Source organism: Knoellia sp. p5-6-4, assembly GCF_029222705.1.
GTDB lineage: Bacteria > Actinomycetota > Actinomycetes > Actinomycetales > Dermatophilaceae > Pedococcus_A.
The window spans coordinates 2,107,303-2,133,093 of the sequence record NZ_JARGZF010000001.1 but is presented as its reverse complement, the minus strand read 5'-3'; the positions used below and the strand labels follow the sequence as shown (position 1 = coordinate 2,133,093).

Below are 25,791 nucleotides of genomic sequence, written 5' to 3'. Positions count from 1 at the left end.
CCCACGATGGCCCTGCAGCGCGTCAACCCCCCGGAGCTCGGTCGCCCGAGCGGCTTCAGCCACGCGGTCGTGGGCGAGGGCCGCACCGTCTTCCTCGCCGGGCAGACGGCCCTCGACGCCTCGGGCGCCATCGTGGGCGAGGGGGTCGTGGAGCAGTTCGAGCAGGCGCTGGGCAACCTCCTGGCGGCGCTGCGAGCAGCGGGCGGCGAGCCGGGGCACCTCGCCAGCCTGACCGTCTACATCGTCGACATGGACGGCTACCGCGCCCACGCCGCCGAGATCGGGCAGGTGTGGAAGCGCCTGGTGGGTCGCGACTACCCGGCAATGGCCGGCATCGGCGTCTCGCGCCTCTGGGACGCCGAGGCGCTCGTCGAGGTGCAGGGCTTCGCGGTCCTCCCCTGACCACCCTCCCTCCCGCACGGCACCACGGACTGTTCGCATTTCGTTGTGTCGTTCTCTAGACGAACGACACAAAGACGCCATATGGTCTGGGGCCACTGAGCGGCCGACGGCCGCGCCCAAGGGAGGGATGGCCATGACGCCGCGACGCACCACTCGACTCACGCTCGCACTCGCGCTCGGCTCCACGCTCGGTGTTGCCGCCTGCGGTGGCGGGACGCTCGGAACCTCGTCGTCGGAGGAGTCCGCCGGCCCGGTGAAGATCGGCCTGCTGGTGCCGCAGTCCGGCGTCTACAAGTCGCTCGGCGACGACATGAAGGCCGGCTTCGAGGTCTACGTCAAGGAGAAGGGCAACAAGCTCGGCGGCAAGGAGGTGCAGGTCGTCACGGCCGACGAGGGCGAGACCGCCGACAGCGGCAAGGCCGCCGCCGACAAGCTCGTCAAGCAGGACAAGGCCACGGTCGTCACCGGCGTCGTCAGCTCGGCGACCATGAACGGCATCGTCGACCTCTTCGAGACCTCCCAGATCCCGCTCGTCGGCTCCAACGCGTCGCCGACCACCCTGACCGGCAAGAAGTTCGTCTGGCGCACCTCCTACGTCAACGACGAGCCCGGCAAGGCGCTCGGCGCCTATGTCGCCAAGCAGGAGAAGGGCCCGGTCTACCTGCTCGCCGCCGACTACCAGGCCGGCAAGGACGAGACCGGTGGCTTCAAGGAGACCTTCGAGCCCGCCGGCGGCAAGGTCGCCGACGAGGTCTACACGCCGTTCCCCGGCACCAAGAACTTCCAGCCGTTCCTGGCCAACCTCCAGAAGTCCGGCGCGAAGTCCGTCTTCACCTTCTACGCCGGTGGCGCGGCCGTGGACTTCGTGAAGCAGTACGACCAGTTCGGCCTCGCCGGCAAGGTCACCCACTACTCGGCCGGCTTCCTCACCGAGGGCGGCGTCCTGACCGCCCAGGGCAAGGCCGCCCTCGGCACGAAGACGGCGATGAACTACTCGGCCGACCTCGACAACGAGGTCAACAAGAAGTTCGTCGAGGCCTACGTCGCCGCCACCGGCAAGCAGCCGACGACCTACGCGATGGCCTCCTACGACGCCGCCCGCGTCATCGACATGGCCATCGAGAAGGCCGGCAAGACCGACTCGAAGTCGATCAACGACGCGATCGGCCAGCTCGGTGACATCGAGAGCCCGCGCGGCACCTGGTCGTTCAACGACAACGGCACCCCGAAGCAGATGTGGTACCTGCGCGAGGTCAAGGAGCAGGACGGCAAGCTCGCCAACGTCGTCATCGAGGAGCTCGGCGAGCTCGGCTGAGGCCGGTCCCCCGAGCAACAGACAACCGCACCACCAGACATCCGCACCAACAGACAAGGGCTGGACCTGTGCTCGACTGGTTCGACACCAACCTCGTCAGCATGGTCGACGGAGTGGCCTACGGCTTGCTGCTGTTCACGCTCGCCGTGGGCCTCTCCCTCGTCTTCGGGATGATGGACGTCCTCAACCTCGCGCACGGGTCGCTCTACCTCGTGGGGGCGTTCGCGGCCTACGCGCTCTCCGACGGCAGCTGGATGGGCTTCGCGCTCGCCATCGCCGTCGGCGTCACGGCGGGGGTGCTCGGCGGCGCGCTGCTCGCGGCAATGACGGCGCCGCTGTCGACCCGTGGGCACCTCGACCAGGCGGCGCTCACCCTCGGCGTCTCGCTCATCGCCGCCGAGGTGATGGTGATGATCTTCGGCGCCGAGGTCGTCCCCACCCAGCCGCCGGACGCCCTCGCCGGCTCGGCCACGATCCTCGGCCACCGCTACCCCGTCTACCGGCTCGTCTTCATCGCCGTCGCCGGGCTGCTGGCCACGGCGGTCTACCTCGCCTTCGAGCGGTCCTCGCTCGGCGCGCTGGTGCGGGCCACGGTCGCCGACCGCGACATGGTGCGGACGATGGGCATCGACACCCGGCTCGTGCTCTTCGGCGTCTTCGCCTTCGGGGCCGCACTCGCCGCCCTCGGAGGCACCTTGGGCGCACCGATCCTGGCACCGGGTCCAGGGGTCGACGAGAACGTGCTCGTCCTGTCCCTGGTCGTGATCGTCATCGGCGGACTCGGCTCGGTGAAGGGCGCGCTGCTCGGGGCGCTGGTCATCGGGCAGGTGCAGACCCTCGGCGTCGCACTGCTCCCGACCTACGCGCCGTTCCTGCTCTTCGGCGCCATGCTCGTCGTGCTCGCCTGGCGCCCGCAGGGGCTTGCCTCCCTGGTGGGCCGGTCATGAGGGCGCGGATCGGTTACGTCGCGGTGGTGCTCGCGCTCCTCACCGTGCCGTGGGTGATGGGGCCGTATGCCGTGGCGACCGTGTCGAAGATCCTCGTCTTCGCGGTGCTGGCCATGAGCGTCAACCTCCTGACGGGGGTGACCGGCCTGCCGACCCTGGGCCAGTCGGCCTACTTCGGCGTGGGCGCGTATGCCGGTGCGTTGACGGCGATCCACCTCACCGACCTCGGGCCGGTCCAGGTCGTCGTGGCCGTGCTGGCGGGTGCGGCCGCAGCGCTGCTGACCGGCCCCGTTGCCGTGCGCGCCCGGGGCGTGCCGTTCCTCATGATCACGCTCGCGATCGGTGAGATCGCCTACAGCGCCGCCGGCCGGCTCGACTCGGTGACGCACGGCACCGACGGCCTGTCCGGCATACCTCCCCTGGTCGCGGCGCCGGGCCTGGCTCCGACGGTGAACGAGGGCCTGGTCTTCTACTACGTGCTCGCGGTGTTCCTGCTGCTCTACGGCGCGATCGCGCTGCTGCTGCGCTCCCCGTTCGGGCTCACGCTGCGGGGCCTGCGCGACAACGAGGCGCGACTCAAGGCGGTCGGCTACCACTCGACCGGTCACGCCCTGACGGCCTACGTCATCGCGGGCGGCGTCGCCGGCGCAGCCGGATCGCTGTGGGCCTCCGCGCAGCGCTTCGTCGCGCCGGGCGACCTCGGCTTCGAGGTGGCCGCGCTGGCGCTGCTGGCCGTGATCGTCGGCGGGGTCGGCTCCATGTGGGGCGCCTGCCTCGGCGCGGCGGTCGTGATCATCGCGCGCGACTACATCGGCGGCAACCTCGACGGCCACGGACCGCTGCTGCTCGGCGCGCTCTTCGTCGTCGCGGTCTACCTGCTGCCGCGCGGCATCTCCGGCGGGGTGCGGCAGTTCAAGCGACCGGCGCGGGAGCAGGAGGTGGCGGCATGAGCACCGCGGCGGCCCTCGAGCTCGACGGGATCACGAAGCACTACGGCAGCCTGCGAGCCGTCGAGGGCGTGAGCCTGGCGGTGCAGAGCGGCACCCGCCACGCCGTGATCGGGCCCAACGGCGCGGGCAAGTCGACGCTCTTCGCGCTCATCGCCGGCACCCTGCCCGCCACCGGGGGTCACGTGGTGCTTCACGGCGAGGACGTCACGTCGATGTCGGAGCACCGGCGAGCCATGGCCGGCCTGGTGCGCACCTTCCAGCACTCCTCCCTCTTCCTCACGTGCACCGCCCTCGAGAACGTCGCGATGGCGGTGCAGCGGCAGCAGGGCGCGCACAGGTCGATGCTGCGGCCGCTGCGACGACGATCGGCCGTGCTCGACCGGTCGCACGAGCTGCTCTCCTCCATCGGGCTCGACGACCGCAGCAGCGCCCCGGCCGGTTCGCTGTCGCACGGCGAGCGCCGCCAGCTGGAGGTGGCCGTGGCGCTCGGGGCAGAGCCGTCGGTGCTGCTGCTCGACGAACCCGCCGCAGGCATGTCGGCGGCGGAGACCGCGCGGTTCAAGCAGATGGTGCTCGACCTGCCGCGCGACATCACCGTGATGCTCGTCGAGCACGACCTCGACCTCGTCTTCGGCCTCGCCGAGACCGTCACCGTCATGCACCTCGGGCAGCACCTCCTCACCGGATCGCCTGCCGAGGTGAGGGCGAGCGAGGAGGTCCAGCGGGCCTACCTCGGCGCCGAGGACACCAGCGACCTGTTCCCCCAGGAGGCACGATGACCGCCATGCTGCAGGTCCGCGGCCTCGAGTCCGGCTACGACGGCAGCCGGGTGCTCGCCGGTGTCGACCTCGACGTCGCCCACGGCCAGGTGGTCGCACTGCTCGGCCGCAACGGCGTGGGCAAGTCGACCCTGGTCAACACGGTGATGGGGCTGGTGCGCGCGTCCCGCGGGTCGGTGGTCATCGACGGGCACGAGATGGCAGCCAAGCGTCCCGACGCGATCGCCCGGCTCGGCGTGGGGTTCGTGCCGCAGGGCCGCCGGGTCTTCGCGCCGCTCACCGTGGCCGAGCACCTGGCGGTGGCCGAGAAGGCGGGCCGGAAGGGCGACTGGGACCGCGCGCGGGTCCTCGACCTGCTCCCCCGGCTCGGGGAGCGCCTCGGCAACCGCGGCGACCAGCTCTCGGGTGGCGAGCAGCAGATGCTGGCCATCGCCCGGGCCCTGCTCATCAACCCGCGACTGATGCTCCTCGACGAGCCCTCCGACGGTCTCGCACCGGCGGTCGTGCACCAGGTGGGTGAGGTCGTGCACGAGCTCTGCCGGACCGGCATGTCGGTGGTGCTGGTCGAGCAGGACCTGCGGCTTGCCTTCTCCGTGGCCGACCGGGTCGTCGTGCTCGAGAAGGGCTCGGTGCGGCTCGACACGACCCTCGAGGACTTCCGGTCCGACCCGGCTCGGGCGCGCAGCCTCCTCGGCGTCTAGCCCGACCCCTCACCGGGACCCGGTCCAGGTGTCGATCCCTCACGGCAGCGGCCCGGGTCCGGTCGAGGGCGATGACCTGCACCGGTGATCCGCAGGGTTCCCCGGGAAGTGGTGCCGACCGGCACACCTCGCACCGTGACCGACGACCTCCTGCGCCAGAACGCGGTCGCGCTCCCGCCGTTCTGGGTCATCGCGAGCGCTGTAGCGCGCGGCAATACCCCGAACCGGGAAGGTCAGGACGTGCGGACGGCCTCGACGAAGCGGTGCGCGGGCGTCTCGAGACGGCGCTGCAGCGCGAAGAACAGGTCGGCGGCCGTCGCGCCCGACCACTGGCGCGGCAGCAGCTCGGGCGCCAGGCCCGGGTCGAGGTAGGGCAGCCGCCGCCAGGCGGTGAGCACCCGCACGTAGTCGGCGAACGCCTCGCCCTCGTCGTCGCGGTTGCGCCTCGCCCTCCACCCGGCCAGCACCGGCTCGAACACGTCGAGGAACTCCCGGTAGAGCGCGTCGAGGCTCTCGAGGTCCCACCACTTGGCCACCTCGTCCTCCACACCGCCGAACCCGAGGTAGTCGGCGCGGAACAGGTCGACGTAGTCGGCCAGCCCCTGTCGCTCCAGCACGTCACGCGTCTCGGCCTCGAGGTGCCCGGGGGCCACCCACACGCCGGGGCCGACGGTGCCGAAGCCCAGCCAGGTCAGCCGCGAGCGCAGCATGTGGCGCTTCTGCCGCTCCGACTCCGGCACGCTGAACACCGCCAGCACCCAGCCGTCACGCAGGCTGGCGCGGGCGCGGTCGAAGATGCGCCGGTCCCCCTCGTCGAGGATCTCGCGCGCCCGTGACGACAGCGCGTAACCCGCCCTGCCGTCGACCCGCTCGGCCTCGAGGATGCCGCGGCGCTTGAGCCGCGAGATCGACGAGCGCACCGCCGGCTCGTCGACACCGAGGCGGTCGAGCAGCCGGATGAGTGCGCTGATGCTCAGCCAGCCGCCCATCTCGCGCGCATACAGGCCGTAGATCGTCACGATGAGCGCCCGTGGACGCGTCTCGGCGGGCGCCGTGGTGAGGTCCTCGGCGAGGTCGGAGTCGGGCACGGCAGGACACTACCCGCCCGCACGGAGGCAGGGAGGCCCGCCGGCGATTTATGCAGCACTCTTGACTGTCGTCACTCCTAGAACATACTTGTGCACCGGAGGAAGCGCCGACAAGGACGTCGCGCGCTCGACAGTGAGAGGCCCTGGATGCGACTCAGCCCGTCCGCCCACGTCGACACGTTCTGCCGCGACAACCTGCCGCCGCAGGAGCAGTGGCCGGTGCTGCGCTTCGACGTGCCGGAGGTGCAGTACCCCGAGCGCCTCAACTGCGCCGTCGAGCTGCTCGACGCCATGGTCGAGCGGCTCGGCCCCGACCGCCCCTGCCTCCTCGCCCCGGACGGGACGCGCTGGACCTACGGCGACCTGCTCGAGCGGGCCAACCGCATCGCCCACGTCCTCGTCGAGGACCTCGGCCTGGTGCCGGGCAACCGCGTGCTGCTGCGCGGCCCCAACAACCCGGGCCTGGTCGCCAGCTGGTTCGGGGTGCTCAAGGCCGGCGGGGTGGTCGTCCCCACCATGCCGATGCTGCGAGCCGGTGAGCTCTCCACCATCGGCTCGATCGGGCAGTTCCAGCTCGCCCTCTGCGACAGCCGCTTCACCGATGACCTCGAGGCAGCCCACACCCCCGACCTGCGCACCGTGACCTACGGCGCCACCGGTGACGGCGGCGAGCTCGACGCCCTCGCCTCGGACAAGCCGAGCGACTTCACCAACGTCGACACCGCTGCCGACGACGTCTCCATGCTGGCGTTCACCTCGGGCACCACCGGCCGCCCCAAGGCGACCATGCACTTCCACCGCGACGTGCTCGCCAACGCCGACACCTTCTCCCACTACGTGCTCCGCCCTGAGGCCGACGACGTCTTCACCGGAACCCCACCGATCGCGTTCACCTTCGGCCTCGGCGGGCTGGTCGTCTTCCCGATGCGGGTCGGCGCTGCCACCCTGCTGGTCGAGCGTGCCACCCCCGACCAGCTCGCCGAGCTGATCGAGCAGCACGGGGTGACGGTCTGCTTCACCGCCCCCACGGCATACAAGGCCATGATCGCCAGCGGCAACGCGAGCCGGCTGGCCTCCCTGCGCCGCGCCGTCTCGGCCGGCGAGCACCTCCCCCGCGCCACCTGGGAGGCATTCCGCGAGGCCACGGGCGTCAGACTCATCGACGGCATCGGCTCCACCGAGATGCTGCACATCTTCATCTCCGCCGCAGACGACGAGATCCGCCCCGGCGCCACCGGCAAGCCGGTGCCCGGCTACGTCGCGAAGGTCGTCGACCTCGACGGCAACGAGGCGCCCGACGGCGAGCCCGGTCGCCTGGCAGTGCAGGGCCCGACGGGCTGCCGCTACCTCGCCGACGACCGCCAGCTCGTCTACGTCCAGGACGGCTGGAACGTCACCGGCGACACCTTCGTCCGCGACGAGGACGGCTACTTCTGGTACCAGGCCCGCAGCGACGACATGATCATCTCCTCCGGCTACAACATCTCGGCGCCCGAGGTCGAGGAGGCGCTGATGTCGCGCGACGACGTCATGGAGTGCGCGGTGGTCGCCTCCCCCGACGAGGCGCGCGGCCACGTCGTCAAGGCCTTCGTGGTGCCTGCAGGAGGGCTGGAGACGCTCCCCGACGAGGCCTCGCGGGCCGCCCGCGCCAAGGAGCTGCAGGACCACGTGAAGTCGGTGATCGCGCCCTACAAGTACCCGCGCGTCATCGAGTTCGTCGACACCCTGCCTCGCACCTCCTCGGGCAAGCTGCAGCGGTTCAAGCTGCGCCAGCTCGAGCACCAGAAGGCCGGCGAGCCGGCACTGTGACGCCGCCCGCGACCCAGCCGTCGATCCGCGTCGAGCGGACGGTGGAGTGGCCGGACACCGACGCCGCCGGCCACTACCACCACTCCAGTGTCATCCGCTGGGTCGAGGCCGCCGAGTCCGAGCTGCACCTCGCCCTCGGCCTGCCCGAGCTGTTCGGCCACGTGCCGCGCGTGCACTACGAGGTCGACTACCTCGAGCGCCTGTGGTTCCGCGACCAGGTGGTGGTGGAGCTGCGCATCGCGGAGGTCGGGCGCACCTCGCTCACCTACGACTTCGAGGTATGCCGCGGCGAGACGCCCGCTGCCCGCGGACGCCTCGTGTGCGTGCGGTCCGACCCGGCCGGCGAGGGCGCCCAGCCGTGGCCGGACGACGTGGCTGCCATCCTGCGCGGCGAGGCGCCAGCCGCCGTCAGAGGGGCATGAACCGCCCGCCGTTGACGTCGAGCACGACGCCGGTGATGTAGGACGCCTCGTCGGAGGCCAGGAAGAGCGTGGGGTCGACGATCTCGCGCAGCTCGGGGAACCGGCTGAGGGGAATGGCGCTGAGCACCTCGTCGCGCTCTGCGGCGGGCATCTCGTCGTACATCTTCTGCAGCCTGCCGGTGAGGAACAGTCCGGGTGCCACGGCGTTGACCCGGATCCCGCGCGGGCCGACCTCGCGGGCCAGCCGGCGGGTGAGGCCGAGCACGGCGGCCTTCGACGCGGCATACGGCACCCCCGTCACCGGCGAGGGCTGGCGGCCACCGATCGAGGAGACGGTGACGACCGCGCCGCCCCCGCCCATCTGAGCGACGGCTGCCTGGGCGCAGTAGAAGGTGCCCTTGACGTTGACGTCGACGACCAGGTCGACGTCCTCGGGGGCGATGTCCTCCACCGCCCTGGGCGTGCCCAGCGACCCGCCGGCCAGGGTCACCAGCACGTCGAGACCACCGAGGTCGTCGCGGACCTGCGCCATGACGTCGGCGACGGCGCGCTGGTCGCGCACGTCCACGGCATACCCCTTGGCGCCGGCGCCCCCGGCTCCGGAGGTGCCGGTCGACAGGGCGGCGGCGGTCGCGTCGCAGGCGGCCTGGTCGAGGTCGACCACGGCCACCGCGGCCCCCTGCGCGGCGAAGCCCTCGCAGACCGCCCGGCCGATGCCGCCGGAGCCGCCCGTGACGACGGCGACCCTCCCAGCAAAACGGTCGGCGAAACGGTCCTGGCGCTGGCTCATCTTCATACCGTTCTGTTGACGATCGTTTCCAGCGCAACATACTCTGGCGGTCGACCACTGGACAACAGGAGTGCCTGTGAAGATCGCTGTGATCGGCGGCGGCCCGGGGGGCCTGTACTTCTCCGCCCTCGCCAAGCAGCTCGGCCCGCACCACGAGATCACCGTCTGGGAGCGCAACGCGCCCGACGACACGTTCGGCTTCGGCGTGGTGTTCTCCGACGAGACCCTCGGCGGCATCGAGCACGCCGACCCGGCGGTCTACGCCGCGATGCAGCGCGAGTTCGCCCGCTGGGACGACATCGACGTCCACTACCGCGGCGAGGTCTTCACCAGCGGCGGGCACGGGTTCGCCGCGATGAGCCGCAAGCGGCTGCTCGAGATCCTCCAGGAGCGCTGCCGCGACCTCGGGGTGACGATGCACTTCCTCACCGAGGCGCCCGACGTCGAGGAGCTCGCGCGCACCCACGACCTGGTGCTCGCCTCCGACGGCCTGAACTCGGCGGTCCGACGTCGCTACGAGGAGACCTTCCGCCCCACGCTCGACGTGCGGAAGTGCAAGTACATGTGGCTCGGCACCTCGAAGGTGTTCGACGCCTTCACGTTCCACATCCTCGACACCCCGCACGGCGTCATGCAGGTGCACGGCTACCCCTTCGACGACCAGGGCTCGACGTTCATCCTCGAGATGCACGAGGACGTCTGGCGCGCAGCGGGGTTCGACGCCTTCGCCGACCGCGAGTGGCGCCCCGGCGACTCCGACGAGAAGTCGATCGAGAAGGTCAAGGACCTCTGCGCCGACATCCTCGACGGCCACGACGTGATGGCCAACAACTCGCGCTGGATCTCCTTCACCACGATCCGCAACGAGAGCTGGCGGCACGACAACGTCGTCATCCTCGGCGACGCCGCCCACACCGCGCACTTCTCCATCGGGTCGGGCACCAAGCTCGCGATGGAGGACGCCCTCGCGCTCGCCGCGTGCCTGCACGAGCACGACACCCTCGACGAGGCGCTCACCGCCTACGAGGCGGAGCGCAAGCCGGTGGTCCAGTCCACCCAGCGCGCCGCCCAGGCCAGCCTCGAGTGGTTCGAGAACCTCGGGCAGTACACCCACCAGGAGCCGGCCCAGTTCGCGTTCAACATCATGACGCGCAGCCGCCGGGTCACCCACGACAACCTCAAGGTGCGCGACCCCGAGTTCGTCGCCGGCATCGACGACTGGTTCGCCGGGCAGGTCGAGGGCGGCCGGCCCGGCGCGCCCCCGATGTTCCAGCCGTTCCGGCTCGGCGACCTCGAGATCGCCAACCGGGTCGTCGTCTCCCCCATGGACATGTACGTCGCGAAGGGCGACGGCATGCCCACGGACTTCCACTTCGCCCACCTCGGCGGCAAGGCGCTCGGCGGCGCGGGCCTGGTCATGACCGAGATGGTCTGCGTCTCGGAGCAGGGACGGATCACCCCGGGCTGCACGGGCATCTGGGACGACGCGCAGGAGCAGGCCTGGGCGCGCATCGTCGACTTCGTGCACCGCGACACCCCCGCCAAGCTCGGCCTGCAGCTCGGCCACTCGGGCCGCAAGGGATCGACCAAGCTCATGTGGGAGGGCATGGACCAGCCCCTTGAGGAGGGCAACTGGGAGGTCATCTCCTGCTCGCCGCTGGCCTACCAGCCGGGCGTCAACCAGGTGCCCCGGGAGATGACCCACGCCGACATGGCCGAGGTCAAGGCGCAGTTCGTCGACGCCGCGCGTCGGGGGGCCGACGCCGGCTTCGACCTCCTCGAGCTGCACTGCGCCCACGGCTACCTGCTGTCGTCGTTCATCTCGCCGCTGACCAACCAGCGCGACGACGAGTACGGCGGCAGCCTCGAGAACCGGCTCCGCTACCCGCTCGAGGTCTTCCGGGCGATGCGCGCGGCCTGGCCGGCCGAGCGACCCATGACGGCCCGTATCTCCGCCACCGACTGGGTCGAGGGCGGCATCGAGGTCGACGACGCCGTGCAGATCGCTCAGGCGTTCAAGGACGCCGGCGCCGCGGCCATCGACGTCTCCACCGGCCAGGTCACGCCCGACGAGGCGCCCGCGTTCGGCCGGTCGTACCAGACCCCCTTCGCCGACGCGATCCGCAACCGGGTCGGCATCCCCACGATCGCGGTCGGCATCATCTCGTCGTGGGACGACGTCAACTCGATCGTGCTGGCGGGCAGGGCCGACCTGTGTGCCGTGGGCCGCGCCCACCTCTACGACCCGAGCTGGACCCTCCACGCCGCGGTCGAGCAGGACTACGACGGCCCGGGCGCACAGTGGCCGATGCCCTGGCGCGCCGGCCGCCGCAAGCCGCAGGCCGGCCGCACCGACGGTCCCAAGCCGCGCCTGCAGCTGGTCCGCGAGGGCGCGACCGGCACCCGGCACGCCAGGTGGCGCCCGCATGACGCCTGAGCTCGGCGCCCCCGCCACGGGCCGTGACCCCCTCGCCGCCCTGTGGTCCGCCCGCAGCGTCGCCGTCATCGGCGCCAGCGACAAGACCGGCTCCCTGGGCCGGCTGCCGGTCGAGTTCCTCCAGCGCTATGGGTATGCCGGTCGCATCCTCCCGGTGCGCCCGGACGGCACTCCTGTGGCCGGGCTGCGGTCGTACGCCTCGCTGCGCGAGTGCGTCGAGGAGCAGGGCCCGGTCGACCTCGCCATGGTCATGGTGGCCGCGTCGCGGGTGCTCGCGGCCGTGCAGGACTGCGCGGCCGCCGGTGTTCCGGTCGCGGTGATCTGCACGAGCGGCTTCGCCGAGACCGGCGAGCAGGGAGCGGCCCTGCAGGACGAGGTGGTGCGCGCAGCGCGCGACGGCGGGGTGCGCCTGGTGGGGCCCAACTGCATCGGCAGCGTGGGGGTCGCCACGGGTCAGGTCACCTCCTTCTCGCCGCTGTTCTCCGGGGAGCACACCGAGCTCGTGCCCGGCGACATCGGCTTCGTGAGCCAGAGCGGTGCCCTCGGCTACGGCGCCGTCTCGCTGGCCTTCGAGCGAGGGCTCGGCCTCGGCTGGGTCGTCAACACGGGCAACGAAGCCGACGTCTCGGCGGTCGAGGTCATGCGGGCCCTGACCGTCGAGCCGGGCTGCCGGGGCCTGCTCGCCTACCTCGAGACGGTCGCGGACTTCGAGGGCCTGCGGGCCGTCGCGGCCACCGGCACCCCTGTCGCGGTGCTCAAGGCGGGGCGTTCCGACGCGGGCGCCCGCGCGGCCGCCTCGCACACCGGTGCCCTCGCGGCCGGTGACCGGGTCGTCGACGCCGCCCTGCGACAGCTCGGCATCGTGCGTGTGGACGACGTCGACGAGCTGCTCGACGTGGGTGACGCCATGACGGCCCGGCAGCGCCCCAAGGGTCGACGCGTCGCGGTGGTCACGACGTCCGGCGGCTCCGGCATCCTCGCCGCCGACGCCATCGAGGCCCATGGTCTGCAGATGGCTGAGCTGTCACCGCAGACACGGCGCGTGCTCGACGAGATCGTCCCGGCGTTCGGCTCCACCGCCAACCCGGTCGACGTCACCGCCTCGGTGATGAGCAACGCCAGCCTCTTCGACCGCACCCTCGACGTCATCGCCGACGACCCGGGCGTCGACCTCATCGTCGCGTGCTTCTGCGTCCTGACCGGCAAGGACGTCGACGACGTCGTGACGAGCCTGGCGCGCGTGGCCGAGCGGTCCGGCATACCGGTGGTCGCGGTCCGCACGGGCGCCGACCACCTGGCCCCGGACGCCGGCGCGCAGATGCGCGCGGCCGGGATCCCCTGCTACCCCACGCCCGCCCGGGCAGTCCGCGCGGCGGCGGCCCTGGTCCAGTTCTCGGCCGAGCGCCCGGCCGCGCCTGCACCAGCTCGCCTGTCCGGCGGGTCTGCCGGGTCTGCCGGGTCTGCCGCCGAGGCCGTGCCGAGCGCCGGTGCCAGCGAGCAGGAGATGAAGGAGCTGCTGGCAGCCGCAGGCATCCCCGTGCCGGGCGGCCGGGTAGCCACCTCGGCGGAGGATGCCCGCGAAGCCGTCGCAGAGGTCGGCGGCCACGCGGTGCTCAAGGCCGTCGTGCCCGGCCTGCTGCACAAGAGCGACGCCGGAGGCGTCATCGTCGGCGTGACCGCGCAGGACGCGGGCGCGGCCTGGGAGAAGGTGGCGGCGCTCGGCGGAGAGGTGCTCGTCGAGGAGCTCGTGCCCGGCGGCGTCGAGGCCCTCGTGGGTGTCTCGCCCTCACCGCTGGGTCCGGTGCTGGCCGTGGGCGTGGGCGGCGTGCTCACCGAGGTGCTCCACGACGTGGCACTGCGCGTGCTGCCGGTCGACAGGGACGACGTCGAGGCGATGGTCGACGAGACCCGGCTCGGTGCCCTGCTCTCAGGGGTGCGCGGCGCCGCTCCGGCCGACCGTGAGGCCCTGGTCGAGGCCGTGCTGCGGGTCAGCGACCTGGTCGCAGCATGGCCCGCCGGCGTCGAGCTCGACCTCAACCCCGTGACGGTGCTCGCAGCCGGTCGCGGCGTGCGCGTGCTCGACGCCGCCTACATCGCCCCAAGCGGCCCGACCGCACGCCAGGAGGCCTGACAGACATGGACATCGGCACACTCGTCACGCGCGCGGCGCAGCGCTTCGGCGACCGGGTCGCGGTGGAGGGTCCGGACGCCGACCGCACCTTCGCCGAGCTCGGCGACCGGGTCACCCGCATCGCGGGCGGCCTTCTCGCGCAGGGGCTGCGCCCCGGCGACCGGGTGCTCGACCTGCAACGCAACTCCACGGCCTACCTCGAGACCGACCTGGCCATCCGCGCGGCCGGGCTGGTCCGCGCCGCCCTCAACCACCGCCTGCACCCCAGCGACTGGGAGCGCATCGCCGCCGACTCCGGGGCCCGCGGCCTCGTCTACGACCCGGCCTTCGAGGAGCAGACCGAGGCCCTTCGCGACGACATCGACGTCGTCGTGTGCACCGGAGACGGCCCTGGGCTGTCGCTCGAGAAGCTCATCGCCGAGGCGCCGTCGGGCCGCATCCCCGCCCGGGAGCCGGACGCCCTGTGCGGTCTGCACTACTCGTCCGGCACCACCGGACACCCCAAGGGCGCCCAGCGCACCCACCGCAACTGGATGGCCTCGGTGGTCAACATGACCCACGACGTGCTGGGGGGGCCGCCCGGCGTCGACGACTGCTACGTGCACGCCGGCCCGATCACGCACACGTCTGGACTCTTCGTCCTCCCCTTCCTCGTGGCGGGAGCCCGGCAGGTCATCCAGCCGGCCTGGGACCCGGAGGAGTTCGTCGCCGCGGTCCGCGAGCGCGGCGCCACGCACACGGCGCTCGTGCCCACCATGGTGGCGCGGCTGCTCGCCTCCGGCGCGGACCGCGACGCCCTGCGTGGCCTGAAGATGCTCGGGTATGCCGGCGCGCCGATGCCGCCGGAGCAGATGCGGCAGGCCCACGAGCGGCTCACCCCCCACCTGGTGCAGTACTACGGCCTCGTCGAGGCGATCCCGCCCGTGACAGTGCTCGACGCCGCCGACCACGCGCGCGGGCTCGCCGGTGAGACCGAGCTGCTGACCTCCGCCGGCCGCCCCGCCCTCGGTGTCGAGATCGCCGTCGTCGACGAGGACGGCCGCGAGGTTCCACCCGGCGAGACCGGCGAGGTCGTCACCCGCGGCGACCACGTCATGGCCGGCTACTGGAACGCCGAGCAGCGCACCGACCTGTCGAAGTCGGTCGTCGACGGCTGGCTCCACACCGGGGACCTCGGCCGGATGAGCGCCGACGGCCACCTGTGGCTCGTCGACCGCAAGGGCGACATGATCATCAGCGGCGGCTACAACATCTACCCCCGCGAGGTCGAGGAGGTCATCGCCGAGGTGCCGTCCGTGGCCGAGGTCGCGGTCGTCGGCGTGGCCGACCAGGACTGGGGGCAGCGGGTCGTCGCGCTCGTGACCGCTCGGCCGGGCGCGACCGTCGACCCCGACACGGTGATGGCGCACTGCCGCGAGCGGATGGCGTCCTACAAGAAGCCCAAGGAGGTGCGGGTGGTGCGCGAGTTCCCGCTCAACTCCACCGGCAAGATCGCCAAGAAGGTGCTGCGCGAGCAGCTCGACGCGGAGAGCGCGGCGGGCGGCCACAGCATCGTGGAGGCGGCGCGATGAAGGGCGAGGACCCGCGCCTGCGCGCCGACTACGCCCCGGAGGACGCCGAGCACCCGGGCGAGTTCCCCTACACCCGAGGGGTTTCCGCCGAGCCCAAGCCGTGGATCATGGGGCAGTACGCCGGCTTCGGCACTCCCCGCGAGTCCAACGAGAGGTTCCGCCGCCTGCTGGATGCCGGCGTCACGGGGTTCTCGGTGGCGATGGACCTGCCGACCCAGATGGGCATCGACAGCGACGACCCGCGCGCGGCCGGCGAGGTGGGACGGGTGGGCGTGGCCATCGACAGCCTCGCCGACATCGAGGTCCTCATGGACGGCATCCCCCTCGAGAAGATCAGCCAGGTCCGCACCACCGCTAACTCGATCGGCTACGTCTGGGCGGCGCTCTTCATCGCCCTGGCCGAGAAGCGCGAGGTCTCCCCCAACGAGTTCGGGCTGTTCATCCAGAACGACGTGCTCAAGGAGTTCATCGCCCGCGGCACGCAGATCTTCCCGCCCGAGCCGTCGCTGCGCCTCGCCGTCGACTGCATCGAGTACTGCGCCGAGCACGTCCCCAACTGGACGCCCCTGGCCATGAGCGGTTACCACATCCGCGAGTCGGGGGCCTCGGCCACGCAGGAGATCGCGTTCACCTTTGCCAACGCGCGCGCCTACCTCGACGAGTGCGTGCGCCGCGGGGTGTCCGTCGACGCGGTGGCGCCGACGCTGTTCACCTTCCTCGCGATCACCACCGACGTGCTTCAGGAGGTCGCCAAGTTCCGCGCGGCCCGTCGCGTGTGGGCCCGGCTGATGCGCGACCACTACGGCGCCCGGGACCCGCGCAGCCACCAGCTGCGGATCTTCGCCTTTACCGCCGGCTCGTCGCTCACGGCGCAGCAGCCGCTCAACAACGTCGTGCGCGCCTCGGTGGAGGCGACCGCAGCCGCCCTGGCCGGCGTGCAGACGATGCACGTCTCCGCCTACGACGAGGCGCTCGGCGTGCCCACCGAGTCGGCCGCCACGCTGGCGCTGCGCACCCAGCAGGTGGTCGCCTTCGAGACCGGCCTCACCACCACCGTGGACCCCCTGGCGGGTTCGTATGCCGTGGAGCAGCTCACCGACGAGCTCGAGTCCTCGATCTGGCGGCTCCTCGAGCACATCGAGGAGCGCGGCGGCGCGCTGGCGTGCATCGAGTCCGGCGAGTTCGCCCGCGAGCTCAGCGACGCGGCATACCGGCACACCCTCGCGGTCGAGTCCGGCGAGCGGGTGGTCGTCGGCGTGAACCGCTTCCCGGCGCAGGCCGAGCCCCTCGAGGTGTTCCGCATCGATCCGGCGTCGGAGGCCGAGCAGGTGAAGGCGGTGCAGGAGGTGCGGGCGCGTCGCGACGGCGCCGCGGTCGAGGAGGCCCTCGGGAGGCTGCGCGCGGACGTGGCCGAGGGCCGCTCGATCATGCCCGCCACCGTCGAGGCGGTCAAGGCGTATGCCACCATCGGCGAGATCGTCGACGTGCTGCGTGAGGCCCACGGGCCCTGGGTGCCGAGCTCCGCCTTCTGAGACGGGCACGAACGAGCGCAGGGACGAACCCCGGGACGAGCGGCCTACAGGTCGCGGCGCGACACCAGCCCGAGTGCGAACGCCCGTTCGACGAGCTTGGCCCGCTTCTGGTTCTGCGGCAGGTCCTCGATGTGGAACTTCTGGAACAGCGTGCGCAGGTGGGTCTTGACGGCGTCGACGCTGAGGAACACCTCGGCGGCGATCTGCAGGTTGGAGGCGGGGGTCGCGTACGGGGTCTCCTGCTTGTAGGGGCGGCAGAGCGCGACGAGGATCTGGCGCTGCGTCGGCGACAGCGACGACACCGTCATCACCTCGTCCTGAACCGTGGTCAGCTGCGAGGTCCCGCCCCGCACGTCCCGGAAGCTGATCGACGTCTCACCCAGCACCAGGGTGTCGCCGTCGTGCAGGCGCCGGCGGCCGCTGACCCGCTCGCCGTTGAGGAAGGTGCCGTTGCGCGACAGACCGTCGTCGACGACCGTCCAGCTCGTCCCGACCCGGTCGAGCTGGGCGTGCAGGCGGGAGACCCTCTCGTCCCACGGGAGCCGCAGGTCGCACCCTGAGCCCCTCCCGATCGTGACCGTCGTCAGGGACTCCAGCGCGACCACGTGCAGCGAGCCCTCGCCGTCGCGGTAGAAGAGGGAGGAGCCCCGCGCCCACGCATCGGCGGGCGCCGCGCCGTCTCCGGGCACGGCGCGTGGTTCCGGACCGGTCATCACCGACCACGCTCCATCCCCCCACGATACGGCGTGGTCCATGCCCCGGGTCACGATGCGACCACTTCGAGCGGGGCGCTGTCCGCGGCACGCAGAGCGCTGCGGGCCAGGGCGACGTCGTCGGTGATGACGGCGTCGACCCCCCGCGCCGCGGCCCAGTGCAGGTCCTCGCGGCCGTTCACGGTCCAGGCCGTCACCGCGACACCGAGCCGGCGGGCGAGCCGCACGACGTCGGGGGCCAGCCGGATCGCGGCCAGGCTCAGGTGCACCTCCTGGTGTCCGGCGTCGAGCGCGTGGCGCAGGGCCGTGAGGGCGGGGGCGCGGGAACCCCCCAGCACAGCGGTGCGCACCGTGTCGTCCGAGCCGCGAAGCATGGCGAGCAGTCGCCAGTCGAAGGACGAGACGGTGACGCCGATGCCCTCCGGAGCCTCTGCGAGCGCAGCCTGCACCGCCCGCACCGTCGAGCGGGCCGAGGCGTGGTCGGCGGCGGGCTTGGCCTCCACCACCACCTGGCAGGGGCCACACCGCCCGGCGGCAGCGAGCACCTGCTCGAGGTTGGCCAGCCGGTCACCGGCCCTGGACGCGGCCCGGTGCAGCTCGCCCCAGGTGTGCGCCGCCACCTGCAGGCGGTCGCCGCCACCAGTCTGCAGCACGGAGTCGTGCGTGCAGACGAGCACGCCGTCGGCGCTCAACCGCACGTCGACCTCGACACCGTCGGCGCCGCGGGACAGCGAGGTCTCAACGGCCTTCACGGAGTTCTCGGCGCGCTGCGGACCTGCGGACCCGCGGTGGCCGAGCACGAGGACCCGCCGTTGGCGCGGCACGGACAGCGTGACCGTGGTGCGTGTGCTCATGGCAGGGACCCTTCTGTGGCGGGAGGCTGCGGCCTCGTCCCACCGACGTTCCCGGACCGCACCCTGCGCCGGTAGCCACCGCAGGGGTGGGCTGCCCCCCTCGCAGGTGGCGCCGACCACCCCCCTTGGTGGCGGGGGCCACCAAGGTGTCGAAGGGACACACCCTCGGCGCACCCGGGCCAGCCCTGGGGTGCCTACCTCGGGCCCCTGCGCCGGAGCACTCTCGAACCAGTCGGCAGGTCGCCGGCGGCGGAACGAGGAACAGGTGAGTCGCATGTCAGGTCCCGGCAGGCACGGCACGAGGACGCGGAGCTCGATCTCCACGGTGATGCAGACCGTTGCAGGTCCGGCGCTCACCCGCCCGACCCGGCTGTGCTTCATCGTCGAGGAGAAGTACGAGAACGACCGCATGCCGGCGGTGGTCGCCGACGCGCTCAGCGCGTGGGGCCACGAGGTGGACATCCTCCGTCCGCACTCGACCCTCACCGACATCTCCGCCCTCGTCGGGAAGTCGTACGACGCGTACGTCCTGAAGACGGTGTCCTCCGGTCCCGGCCTCAGCATCCTCGAATCTGTGGGCGCTGCAGGACTGGCCACCGTGAACGACTACCGGGCGATCCGGCTGGCACGCGACAAGGCTGTCGCCGCGAGCCGAGCCCAGGCGGCCGGGATCCCGTTCCCCACCACGTTCTTCGCCTCGCGCGCCAGCGTGCTGGCCCAGGTGCCGCGCGAGCAGTACCCGCTGGTCGTCAAGCCCAACAACGGCAGCTCCTGCGAGCAGATCCACCGGGTGGACAGCCCCGAGGAGCTCGAGCGCCTCGACCTCGACGACACCGGCTTCCTGCTGGCGCAGCCGTACCTGCCCAACCCCGGCTACGACGTGAAGCTCTACAGCACCGGTGACGAGGTCTTCGCCGCTGTGAAGCGCTCACCGCTGCACCCGGGCGAGGACGTGCTCGAGCAGCTCATCCCGGTGACGCCGGAGCTGCGCTCCATCGCCACGGCCGTCGGCCGCGTCTTCGGCCTCGACATCTTCGGGGTCGACGTGGTCGAGACCCCCCGGGGCTGGGTCGTGCTCGACGTCAACGACTTCCCCAGCTTCGGCGGGGTCCCCGACGTCGCGCGCCGCCTGGCCCGGACCGTGCTGCGGCTCGCGCACCGCGCGGCTGCCGCCGCCACCGCCTCCGCCTCCCTTCCCACCACCCGCTCCGCCCTCGCCCTGGAGGTCTCGGCATGAAGATCTGCCTGCTCGCCGACGCCCGCCCGAACCCGGTGCTGGCATCGGTCATGGACACCCTTGCCGAGCACCACGACGTGAGCGTGTGGAACCCGGCCGGCACAGCCGCCGACCAGCGCCGGGACCCCTGGCCCTCGGACGGCCCCGCCGACGTCTACCTCCTGAAGTCCCGCTCGCCCCAGGCGCGGGCCATCGGCTACAGCGCGCAGTGGTCCGGGGCGGTCGTGCTCAACAGCCCGGGAGCCACCTCCGCCGCCCTCGACCGCTGGGCCATGGCGACGATGCTGGACCTGGCCGAGGTGCCAGCCCCTCGGACCTGGTCGTTCCCCACCCTGTCCCTGATGGCCAGGGACGCCCTGACCCGGCAGTTCCTGCCCTGGCCGCTGGTGGTCAAGAGCCGCACCAGCTCGCGCGGCGACCTGGTGACGCTGGTGCACGACCTGCGCGGCCTGCTCGAGCTCGTGCCCGAGTGGGGCGACGAGCCCGTCATCGCCCAGCAGTTCGTCGAGAACGACGGCTTCGACATCAAGGTCTGGGTCATCGGCGACGACCTTTCGGCCGCGCGGCGGCCGGGCGCCCTGGAGGTGTGCGACAAGAGCTCCGACGTCGCCCTGGCCGCCGACGAGATCCCGGACGAGTGGAGGCGGGTCGCCATGGCCGCCGGAGCGGCCCTCGGGCTGAGCCTCTTCGGCGTCGACCTGTTGATCACCGCGGGGGGCCCCGTGGTCATCGACGTCAACGCCTTTCCCGGCTTCCGCGGCGCCCACGACCCGGCGCTCTCCCTGCTCCGCCTGCTGGAGACCCACACCACCGAAGGACTGGTGACCCGATGACCACCCTCGACCCGACCACCTGGCCGAGCCCCACGGGACTGGCCGCCGTGCTCGACGACGCCCTGCGCGCCTTCGACGGCCCTGCCGCCCGGCCCCCGCTGACCTACCTGAGGCGCAAGCCGCAGCGAGGGATGGTGGCCGTCTACGGCTCGCCCGGACGGGGGCGGGAGATGTACACCGTGTCGGTCGACGAGACCGCGATGGCCGCCGTGCCGACCGGGACCGTGGACCTCGGCGCGGGCCGCTGGGCGGGCGTGGAGGGCGGGGGCGCCGACCTTTACGAGGTGCCGGCGCTCGGGGTGACCATCGAGCGGTTCCCGCACGACGGCAAGCTGCACCACCTGGCGCTGGCCATGACCCCGACCGAGGGCGGGGCCCTGTGGCGAGCGCTGGAGGCGGCCTGCCCCGGCAGCCTGCGCTCGGTCGAGGCGTCCGCGCTGCGCTACAAGCCAGGAGACCGGTGCGTCATCCGCTACGACCTCCACTTCGACGGCACCGGTGAAGGGAGGGCACAGACGTCAGTGGTCGGCAAGCTCTACGGTGACGTGGAGCAGGCCAGGGAGGCCCACGAGCTGATGGTGCGGCTGTGGGACCTGCAGGGCGAGCAGCCCTGGGCGCCACGACCGCTCGGCGTCGCCGAGCCCCTGCCCCTCGTGCTGGCCGAGGACCTCGGCGACGCCCGGAGCAGCACCCCCACCCTCGCGGGCACGGAGGTCATCCGGTTCGGCCGGCACCAGCCGGTGGAGGCCCTCGAGCGCGCCGCCCGCGCGCTCGCCGAGCTGCACACGAGCTCGACGTCCCTGCCACCCGCGCCCGCCCGCACCGGCGGCCAGGAGGCCGGCAAGGCCGCCAAGCGAGCCGCGACGCTGGGTCGCCACGTGCCCGAGACCGCCGAACAGGCAGCGCTCGTGGCCCACGCCCTGGGCGAGGCCCTGGAGCAGGAGCCGTGCGAGCAGCTCGTCCCCTCCCACGGGTCCTACAAGCCGAGCCAGCTGCTGTTCCGCGAGGGCGCGGTCTTCGTCGTTGACTTCGACCAGTTCTGCCACGCCGACGCCGCCTTGGACGTGGGCTACTTCCTGGCCTACCTGAGGCCGCCGAGCCTCTGGTACCACCGGGAGGGCACCCGCCGGTGGTTCGAGGAGGCGGCAGCCACCTTCCTCCGGGCGTACGACGCCCACCTCGCCGACCGCGGGGTCACGGCGGGGGTTCGCGCCGGCATCGAGCGCCGCTCCCACCTCTACGAGGCGGCCCTGCTCCTGAAGGTCGCCGCGCGTCGCGCGAACCGTCTGCACAGCCCGCGCCCGGGTGAGGTGCGGGCCCTGCTCGACGAGATGCGCCGGTGCGTCGCCGCCGCCGGACACTGATCAGCCGTCGAAGGTGACGCTGTCGCGGATCGTGGTGAAGAGGTCGCTGCGGGAGTCGAAGTCGTCGGGTGCGGTGAAGAAGGTCAGCAGCACCAGCCCACCGGTCTCGGGCAGGACGACGTCGAACCGCGCGGACAGCCGGGTGCCCGTCGCCTGCGGATCGGAGACGACCCCCTCGAACTCGTGCCCGTCCTGTCCCCCCACGCGCAGCTGGCGGTGCGTGGCCGCGAAGTCGACCTTGACGTCCTGTCCGAGCAGCGCCTGGATGGTGTTCTTCAGCCCGTCGATCGAGGTGTCCGACCCCGAGGCCTGGGTGTAGGCGTACACGCCCGTCGCGTCCCCCGGTGAGGTCGCGAGGAGCTCGCGGGGAGCAGCCCACCGGTCGGTCGTCTCGAGGAAGGCGTCGCCGGCCTCGTCCGGCCTCGGCGACAGCACGACGTCGGCGGCCGCGCCGGCGCGGGCCGTCCAGCTCTCGGGGCGGTTCAGGCTGAACGGGATGATGGCGTCGCGGTTGGCGAAGCGGACGAGGGACTCCTCCCTGCCGAGCCACAGGAACGCTCCCACGGCCAGCAGCGCCACGACCGCCAGCGCCACCCCCACCACGACCAGCTTCCGCCGCCGACCTCCACCGGCCGGTGGCGCCGCCGGACCGGCCTCGGCGTCCTCTGCCTCCTGCCGGTCCCCGCCCGGTTCGCCCTCGTAGCCCTCGGCGCCGTACTCCTGGTCCTCGGGCCCGTACTCCTCGCCCTCGTCAGCCTGGTCCTCGTACCCCGCGGCTTCGTACTCCTCGGGCGGGTACCCGGCGGCTTCCTCAGCCTGGTCCTCCCCGGCCCGCTCGCCGGCCACCCCGTATGCCGCTGCCAGCACGTCCTCGTCCCCCTCACCTTCGGTGGGCTCACCCCCGCCCCACCGGGGCGGCGCGATGGCCCCGGGGGGCAGCGACGGGTGGGACACCCACCGCACCGTCTCGCCGGACTCCTCCGGGGCCTGGGCGGACTGTGCACCGGGCAGGGGCGCCGCTGCCGCCTCCGGGCCGGTGCCCGTCGGGTCGCCGGCGCCAGGTCGGTCCTCGAGCGGGTAGACCGAGCGGCCGTGCCGGGCGCCCTGTCGGCCCCCGGCGTGGCTCGCCGCAGGCAGGTCCATGCTGGGGCCCAGGGCGTACTCGAGGTCGCGGACGAGGTCCCGACAGGAGTCGTACCGGTCCTCCGGGGCCTTGGCCACCGCCTTCGCGACGACCTCGTCGACCGCCGCAGGCAGCTCGGGGCGAACCGCTGACACCGGTGGCGGCATCTCCACCAGGTGGGCCCACAGCACCGCCGCGTCGTCGTCGCGGCTGAACGGCAGCCGTCCGGTGAGGCACTCGTAGAGCACGCAGCCCAGCGCGTAGATGTCCGTGCTCGGTCCCACGGGCGCCCCCTGGATCTGCTCCGGGGAGACGTAGTCGACCGTGCCGAGGAAGTGCCCGGTGCCGGTCAGCGAGCCCGACAACGAGGTGGTCCGCTTGGTCAGCCCGAAGTCGGTGAGGTAGACGTGGTCGGGGTGGGCGTGTCCGGAGCGCTCGGCGACCGAGGTGATGAGGATGTTCCCCGGCTTGACGTCGCGGTGGACCAGGCCGAGCACGTGGGCGGCGTCGAGCGCGTCACCGATCTGGACGAACAGGCGCAGGATCCGTGCCGAGGGCAGCGCGCCCTCCCGGTTGAGCAGGGCCTTGAGGTCACTGCCCGGCACGTACCGCATGGCGATGAACAGGTGGCCGTCGGACTCGCCCGCCTCGTAGATCGGCACGATGTTGGGGTGGTCCAGCGAGGCGGCCAGGCGGGACTCCCGGATGAACCGCTGCTGGAACTGCTCGTTCTCGGCGAGCGCCGGCGTGAGCAGCTTCAGGGCGACCTTGCGACCGAGCCGGGTGTCCTCGGCCCGGTACACGACCGCCATGCCACCGCGGCCGATCACGGACTCGATGCGGTAGCCGGCGATCTCAGTGCCGGGATCGATCTCCGCCACGGTGCCCCCTCTCCTGGTCAGCTGACCGGCTCACCACACCACCCGCAGAACTGGTGCTGGGACGCCAGGCGGCCGCCGCAGGAGGTGCAGAACCGCTGGCCGCTGACGGTGCTCGGGGAGGCGGACGCCTGGCCGGTCGGGGCCGGTGTCCCCGCGGCGGCTGCCGACACCTGGGGCGGCCTCGGCGCCACGGAAGCCTGCGGCCCCCTGTCGACGGGTCGGCTCGGCTGGGCAGGGCCGGAGCGGGCGGCCGCCGCGGGCACACCCTGGTGGTCGGGGTGGGACGCGGCGGCATCGGCCCGACGCTGACCCGTCGCGGGGCCGGCTCCCGGGTGCACCGACGGCTCGCGTCCGCCACCGGTTCTCGGGCCCGGCGTGGCCGGCCGGGCTGCGGCGGAACCGGATCTGGCCGGCGCGGCACCCGCGCGCGAAGGCGCCGCGGGGGCGGGCCCGGCCCGCGACGAGGTGGCCGCTGACGAGCCCCGTGAGGACGGGGCGTGCGCGACACCCACAGCCACCGGATCACGGGAGGCGGTCGGTGCGGCCGCAGCCGCTTCGTTCCTGCTGGCCCGGGAACGGCGACGGCGTGCCAGCAGCAGCGCGACCACGGCGAGGACGAGGGTGGCGAGCGCGACACCTGCGACCAGCAGCCAGGGGAAGGTGGCCGCCGCCGCGGGGTCGTCCGCCACGGTGCCGGACCCCGAAGCGCCCTGCCCACCGCCGACCTTCAGGTACTGCTCGGAGATCGCGAGGTTGGCACGAGCGCCGTAGTGCCCGGGGAACGCCTCGAGGGTCTCCCTGAAGAAGGGGATGGCCCGCGAGTACTCGCTGTTCTTGAAGAAGTGCATCGCCTTCTCGTACGTCGTGTCCACCGTACCGGCGGCGTGCGGGGACACCCCTGCCGCCTTCAGCACGGGGAGGATCGCACTGACCCCGACGAGGTCCGGGGCGGCGGCGCCGGCCCGGGGCGGCCCGGTCATCAGGCCCACCACCTGGCCGCTCTCGGCCACCACCGGCCCTCCTGCGAGGCCCTCGCCCAGGGCCTGCTTGAGGGTCGCGGCATCCTTGACGTCGTCAGCCGTCAGCTCCTCGGTCTTCAGCTCCGCGGCCCCGGGCTTGGCCAGGTGCTGGTTGACCTCCCGCAGGGGGTACTTCGCGCTCGGCACCCCGGTGAAGCCGAGCACACCGAGGGCGCTCGCACCGGCTGCGGACTGGGCCACCCGCACGGTCGGCCAGCCGTTGGCCCCGCGCACCCGCAGGACGGCGACGTCCTTGCTCCCGCTCAGCACCTCGGCGCGCAGGTTCCCGTACCGCTGCTGCGAGCTCACGTAGGGGTAGACGACCATGTCGAGGGTGGCCTTGACGATGCAGCCGCCCGCGTCGTTGATCCGGTGCGGCGGGTAGCACCCCTGGAGCCGCTGCTGGTTGCGGTCGCTGGCCGGCCCGATGTCGTGGCGCGCGAAGGGGTCGGCCGCCAGCGACTGTTGGCCGTAGTGCTTGGAGAACGCCTGGTTGACCGCGTAGACCTTGGCCCGCTCCAGGTCAGGCTTGACGACGGCCCCGGTCGTGACGATGGCGCCGTTGGGGTCCACCACGAAGCCGCTGGCCGTGGCGAGCACCGGGTTCCACGTGGTCTGGGCGACGCCGATGTGGACACCCGCCGCATCGGGGCTCGTGCGGTGCTCGATCAGGGCCACCTCGACCTTGGCGCGCGCCTCCACGAACACCACGGCTGGCGCTGCACGCTCGATCGGGGTCGGGTGGGTGTGCGCCAGGCCGGCCGAGGCGCTGCCCACGAGGACCGCCAACGTCACGGCTGCGGCTAGCGGAAGACTGCGACTTCTCCGGTGAACAGACATTGCTCGCTCCGCACGGCCAAGTGGCGGGGCCTGCTCAGGCGCCACCCCGTCCA

21 protein-coding genes are annotated in these 25,791 nt (G+C 72.5%); 15 read left to right on the top strand and 6 right to left on the bottom strand.

Features of this window, described 5'->3' with window-relative positions; genetic code table 11:
• Positions 1-6 precede the first annotated feature (6 nt).
• From P2F65_RS10325 to P2F65_RS10300, 6 genes are all read left to right on the top strand, one after another.
• Positions 7-402 carry a RidA family protein gene (locus tag P2F65_RS10325; RefSeq protein ID WP_275806518.1) on the top strand — a complete coding sequence of 132 codons (396 nt, stop codon included), beginning with the start codon at positions 7-9 and terminating at the stop codon, positions 400-402.
• A 133-nt stretch (positions 403-535) separates the two neighbouring features.
• A complete protein-coding gene (locus P2F65_RS10320) occupies positions 536-1,717 on the top strand; it encodes an ABC transporter substrate-binding protein (RefSeq protein ID WP_275806515.1) in 1,182 nt (393 codons plus the stop codon).
• Between the two features lie 68 nt (positions 1,718-1,785).
• Positions 1,786-2,664: a branched-chain amino acid ABC transporter permease gene (locus tag P2F65_RS10315; protein ID WP_275806513.1), complete on the top strand. Its 879-nt coding sequence runs from the start codon at positions 1,786-1,788 to the stop codon at positions 2,662-2,664.
• Positions 2,661-3,614, top strand: coding sequence for a branched-chain amino acid ABC transporter permease (locus P2F65_RS10310; protein WP_275806511.1), 954 nt, complete (start codon positions 2,661-2,663; stop codon positions 3,612-3,614). Before P2F65_RS10315 ends, P2F65_RS10310 begins: the two co-directional genes overlap by 4 nt.
• Positions 3,611-4,393, top strand: coding sequence for an ABC transporter ATP-binding protein (locus P2F65_RS10305; protein WP_275806509.1), 783 nt, complete (start codon positions 3,611-3,613; stop codon positions 4,391-4,393). Before P2F65_RS10310 ends, P2F65_RS10305 begins: the two co-directional genes overlap by 4 nt.
• Positions 4,390-5,094: an ABC transporter ATP-binding protein gene (locus P2F65_RS10300; RefSeq protein ID WP_275806507.1), complete on the top strand. Its 705-nt coding sequence runs from the start codon at positions 4,390-4,392 to the stop codon at positions 5,092-5,094. Before P2F65_RS10305 ends, P2F65_RS10300 begins: the two co-directional genes overlap by 4 nt.
• 233 nt (positions 5,095-5,327) lie before the next feature.
• On the opposite strand, the gene P2F65_RS10295 is transcribed toward P2F65_RS10300, so the two are convergent.
• On the bottom strand, positions 5,328-6,182 hold the full coding sequence (locus tag P2F65_RS10295) for a PaaX family transcriptional regulator C-terminal domain-containing protein (protein WP_275806504.1): 855 nt from the start codon (positions 6,180-6,182) through the stop codon (positions 5,328-5,330).
• A gap of 147 nt (positions 6,183-6,329) precedes the next feature.
• Here P2F65_RS10295 and P2F65_RS10290 point away from each other — a divergent pair, with 147 nt between their 5' ends.
• Positions 6,330-7,991: an AMP-binding protein gene (locus P2F65_RS10290; protein WP_275806502.1), complete on the top strand. Its 1,662-nt coding sequence runs from the start codon at positions 6,330-6,332 to the stop codon at positions 7,989-7,991.
• Positions 7,988-8,413: a thioesterase family protein gene (locus P2F65_RS10285; RefSeq protein ID WP_275806500.1), complete on the top strand. Its 426-nt coding sequence runs from the start codon at positions 7,988-7,990 to the stop codon at positions 8,411-8,413. The genes P2F65_RS10290 and P2F65_RS10285 overlap by 4 nt, the downstream gene beginning before the upstream one ends.
• Here P2F65_RS10285 and P2F65_RS10280 read toward each other — a convergent pair.
• Positions 8,400-9,203 carry an SDR family NAD(P)-dependent oxidoreductase gene (locus P2F65_RS10280; protein WP_275806498.1) on the bottom strand — a complete coding sequence of 268 codons (804 nt, stop codon included), beginning with the start codon at positions 9,201-9,203 and terminating at the stop codon, positions 8,400-8,402. The two genes, P2F65_RS10285 and P2F65_RS10280, sit on opposite strands and share 14 nt — an antisense overlap.
• Positions 9,204-9,279: 76 nt before the next feature.
• On the opposite strand from P2F65_RS10280, the gene P2F65_RS10275 reads away from it, so the two are divergent.
• The 4 genes from P2F65_RS10275 to P2F65_RS10260 are packed head-to-tail and all read left to right on the top strand — an operon-like array spanning position 9,280 to position 16,874.
• Positions 9,280-11,640 carry a bifunctional salicylyl-CoA 5-hydroxylase/oxidoreductase gene (locus tag P2F65_RS10275; RefSeq protein ID WP_275806496.1) on the top strand — a complete coding sequence of 787 codons (2,361 nt, stop codon included), beginning with the start codon at positions 9,280-9,282 and terminating at the stop codon, positions 11,638-11,640.
• Positions 11,630-13,771 carry an acetate--CoA ligase family protein gene (locus tag P2F65_RS10270; protein ID WP_275806494.1) on the top strand — a complete coding sequence of 714 codons (2,142 nt, stop codon included), beginning with the start codon at positions 11,630-11,632 and terminating at the stop codon, positions 13,769-13,771. Before P2F65_RS10275 ends, P2F65_RS10270 begins: the two co-directional genes overlap by 11 nt.
• Before the next feature lie 5 nt (positions 13,772-13,776).
• Complete coding sequence (locus tag P2F65_RS10265) at positions 13,777-15,342, top strand: AMP-binding protein (RefSeq protein ID WP_275806492.1); 1,566 nt, start codon at positions 13,777-13,779, stop codon at positions 15,340-15,342.
• Positions 15,339-16,874, top strand: a complete 1,536-nt coding sequence (locus P2F65_RS10260) for a methylmalonyl-CoA mutase family protein (RefSeq protein ID WP_275806490.1) — start codon at positions 15,339-15,341, stop codon at positions 16,872-16,874. Before P2F65_RS10265 ends, P2F65_RS10260 begins: the two co-directional genes overlap by 4 nt.
• Positions 16,875-16,918: 44 nt before the next feature.
• Here P2F65_RS10260 and P2F65_RS10255 read toward each other — a convergent pair whose 3' ends face one another.
• Together P2F65_RS10255 and P2F65_RS10250 are read right to left on the bottom strand one after the other, a co-directional pair.
• Positions 16,919-17,587, bottom strand: a complete 669-nt coding sequence (locus tag P2F65_RS10255) for an FHA domain-containing protein (RefSeq protein WP_275806488.1) — start codon at positions 17,585-17,587, stop codon at positions 16,919-16,921.
• A 50-nt stretch (positions 17,588-17,637) separates the two neighbouring features.
• Positions 17,638-18,441 carry a glycerophosphodiester phosphodiesterase gene (locus P2F65_RS10250; RefSeq protein ID WP_275806486.1) on the bottom strand — a complete coding sequence of 268 codons (804 nt, stop codon included), beginning with the start codon at positions 18,439-18,441 and terminating at the stop codon, positions 17,638-17,640.
• A 274-nt stretch (positions 18,442-18,715) separates the two neighbouring features.
• On the opposite strand from P2F65_RS10250, the gene P2F65_RS10245 reads away from it, so the two are divergent.
• Genes P2F65_RS10245 through P2F65_RS10235 form a run of 3 tightly spaced genes read left to right on the top strand, consistent with a single transcriptional unit; the run spans position 18,716 to position 21,875 of the window.
• Positions 18,716-19,678, top strand: coding sequence for a hypothetical protein (locus P2F65_RS10245; protein WP_275806484.1), 963 nt, complete (start codon positions 18,716-18,718; stop codon positions 19,676-19,678).
• Entirely contained in the window at positions 19,675-20,511 is an 837-nt protein-coding gene (locus tag P2F65_RS10240; protein WP_275806482.1) for an ATP-grasp domain-containing protein, read from the top strand. The genes P2F65_RS10245 and P2F65_RS10240 overlap by 4 nt, the downstream gene beginning before the upstream one ends.
• Positions 20,508-21,875: a phosphotransferase gene (locus tag P2F65_RS10235; protein WP_275806480.1), complete on the top strand. Its 1,368-nt coding sequence runs from the start codon at positions 20,508-20,510 to the stop codon at positions 21,873-21,875. The genes P2F65_RS10240 and P2F65_RS10235 overlap by 4 nt, the downstream gene beginning before the upstream one ends.
• Here P2F65_RS10235 and P2F65_RS10230 read toward each other — a convergent pair whose 3' ends face one another.
• Positions 21,876-23,879, bottom strand: a complete 2,004-nt coding sequence (locus P2F65_RS10230) for a serine/threonine-protein kinase (protein ID WP_275806478.1) — start codon at positions 23,877-23,879, stop codon at positions 21,876-21,878.
• 17 nt (positions 23,880-23,896) lie between these two features.
• On the bottom strand, positions 23,897-25,693 hold the full coding sequence (locus P2F65_RS10225) for a trypsin-like peptidase domain-containing protein (protein ID WP_275806476.1): 1,797 nt from the start codon (positions 25,691-25,693) through the stop codon (positions 23,897-23,899).
• Positions 25,694-25,791 lie beyond the last annotated feature (98 nt).

Coding starts and splice junctions, on each gene's coding strand:
- P2F65_RS10270 (WP_275806494.1), top strand. CDS start 11,630: ATGACGCCTGAGCTCGGCGCCCCCGCCACGGGCCGTGACCCCCTCGCC.
- P2F65_RS10305 (WP_275806509.1), top strand. CDS start 3,611: ATGAGCACCGCGGCGGCCCTCGAGCTCGACGGGATCACGAAGCACTAC.
- P2F65_RS10235 (WP_275806480.1), top strand. CDS start 20,508: ATGACCACCCTCGACCCGACCACCTGGCCGAGCCCCACGGGACTGGCC.
- P2F65_RS10260 (WP_275806490.1), top strand. CDS start 15,339: ATGAAGGGCGAGGACCCGCGCCTGCGCGCCGACTACGCCCCGGAGGAC.
- P2F65_RS10325 (WP_275806518.1), top strand. CDS start 7: ATGGCCCTGCAGCGCGTCAACCCCCCGGAGCTCGGTCGCCCGAGCGGC.
- P2F65_RS10300 (WP_275806507.1), top strand. CDS start 4,390: ATGACCGCCATGCTGCAGGTCCGCGGCCTCGAGTCCGGCTACGACGGC.
- P2F65_RS10320 (WP_275806515.1), top strand. CDS start 536: ATGACGCCGCGACGCACCACTCGACTCACGCTCGCACTCGCGCTCGGC.
- P2F65_RS10265 (WP_275806492.1), top strand. CDS start 13,777: ATGGACATCGGCACACTCGTCACGCGCGCGGCGCAGCGCTTCGGCGAC.
- P2F65_RS10245 (WP_275806484.1), top strand. CDS start 18,716: ATGTCAGGTCCCGGCAGGCACGGCACGAGGACGCGGAGCTCGATCTCC.
- P2F65_RS10280 (WP_275806498.1), bottom strand. CDS start 9,203: ATGAGCCAGCGCCAGGACCGTTTCGCCGACCGTTTTGCTGGGAGGGTC.
- P2F65_RS10310 (WP_275806511.1), top strand. CDS start 2,661: ATGAGGGCGCGGATCGGTTACGTCGCGGTGGTGCTCGCGCTCCTCACC.
- P2F65_RS10240 (WP_275806482.1), top strand. CDS start 19,675: ATGAAGATCTGCCTGCTCGCCGACGCCCGCCCGAACCCGGTGCTGGCA.
- P2F65_RS10250 (WP_275806486.1), bottom strand. CDS start 18,441: ATGAGCACACGCACCACGGTCACGCTGTCCGTGCCGCGCCAACGGCGG.
- P2F65_RS10290 (WP_275806502.1), top strand. CDS start 6,330: ATGCGACTCAGCCCGTCCGCCCACGTCGACACGTTCTGCCGCGACAAC.
- P2F65_RS10255 (WP_275806488.1), bottom strand. CDS start 17,587: ATGACCGGTCCGGAACCACGCGCCGTGCCCGGAGACGGCGCGGCGCCC.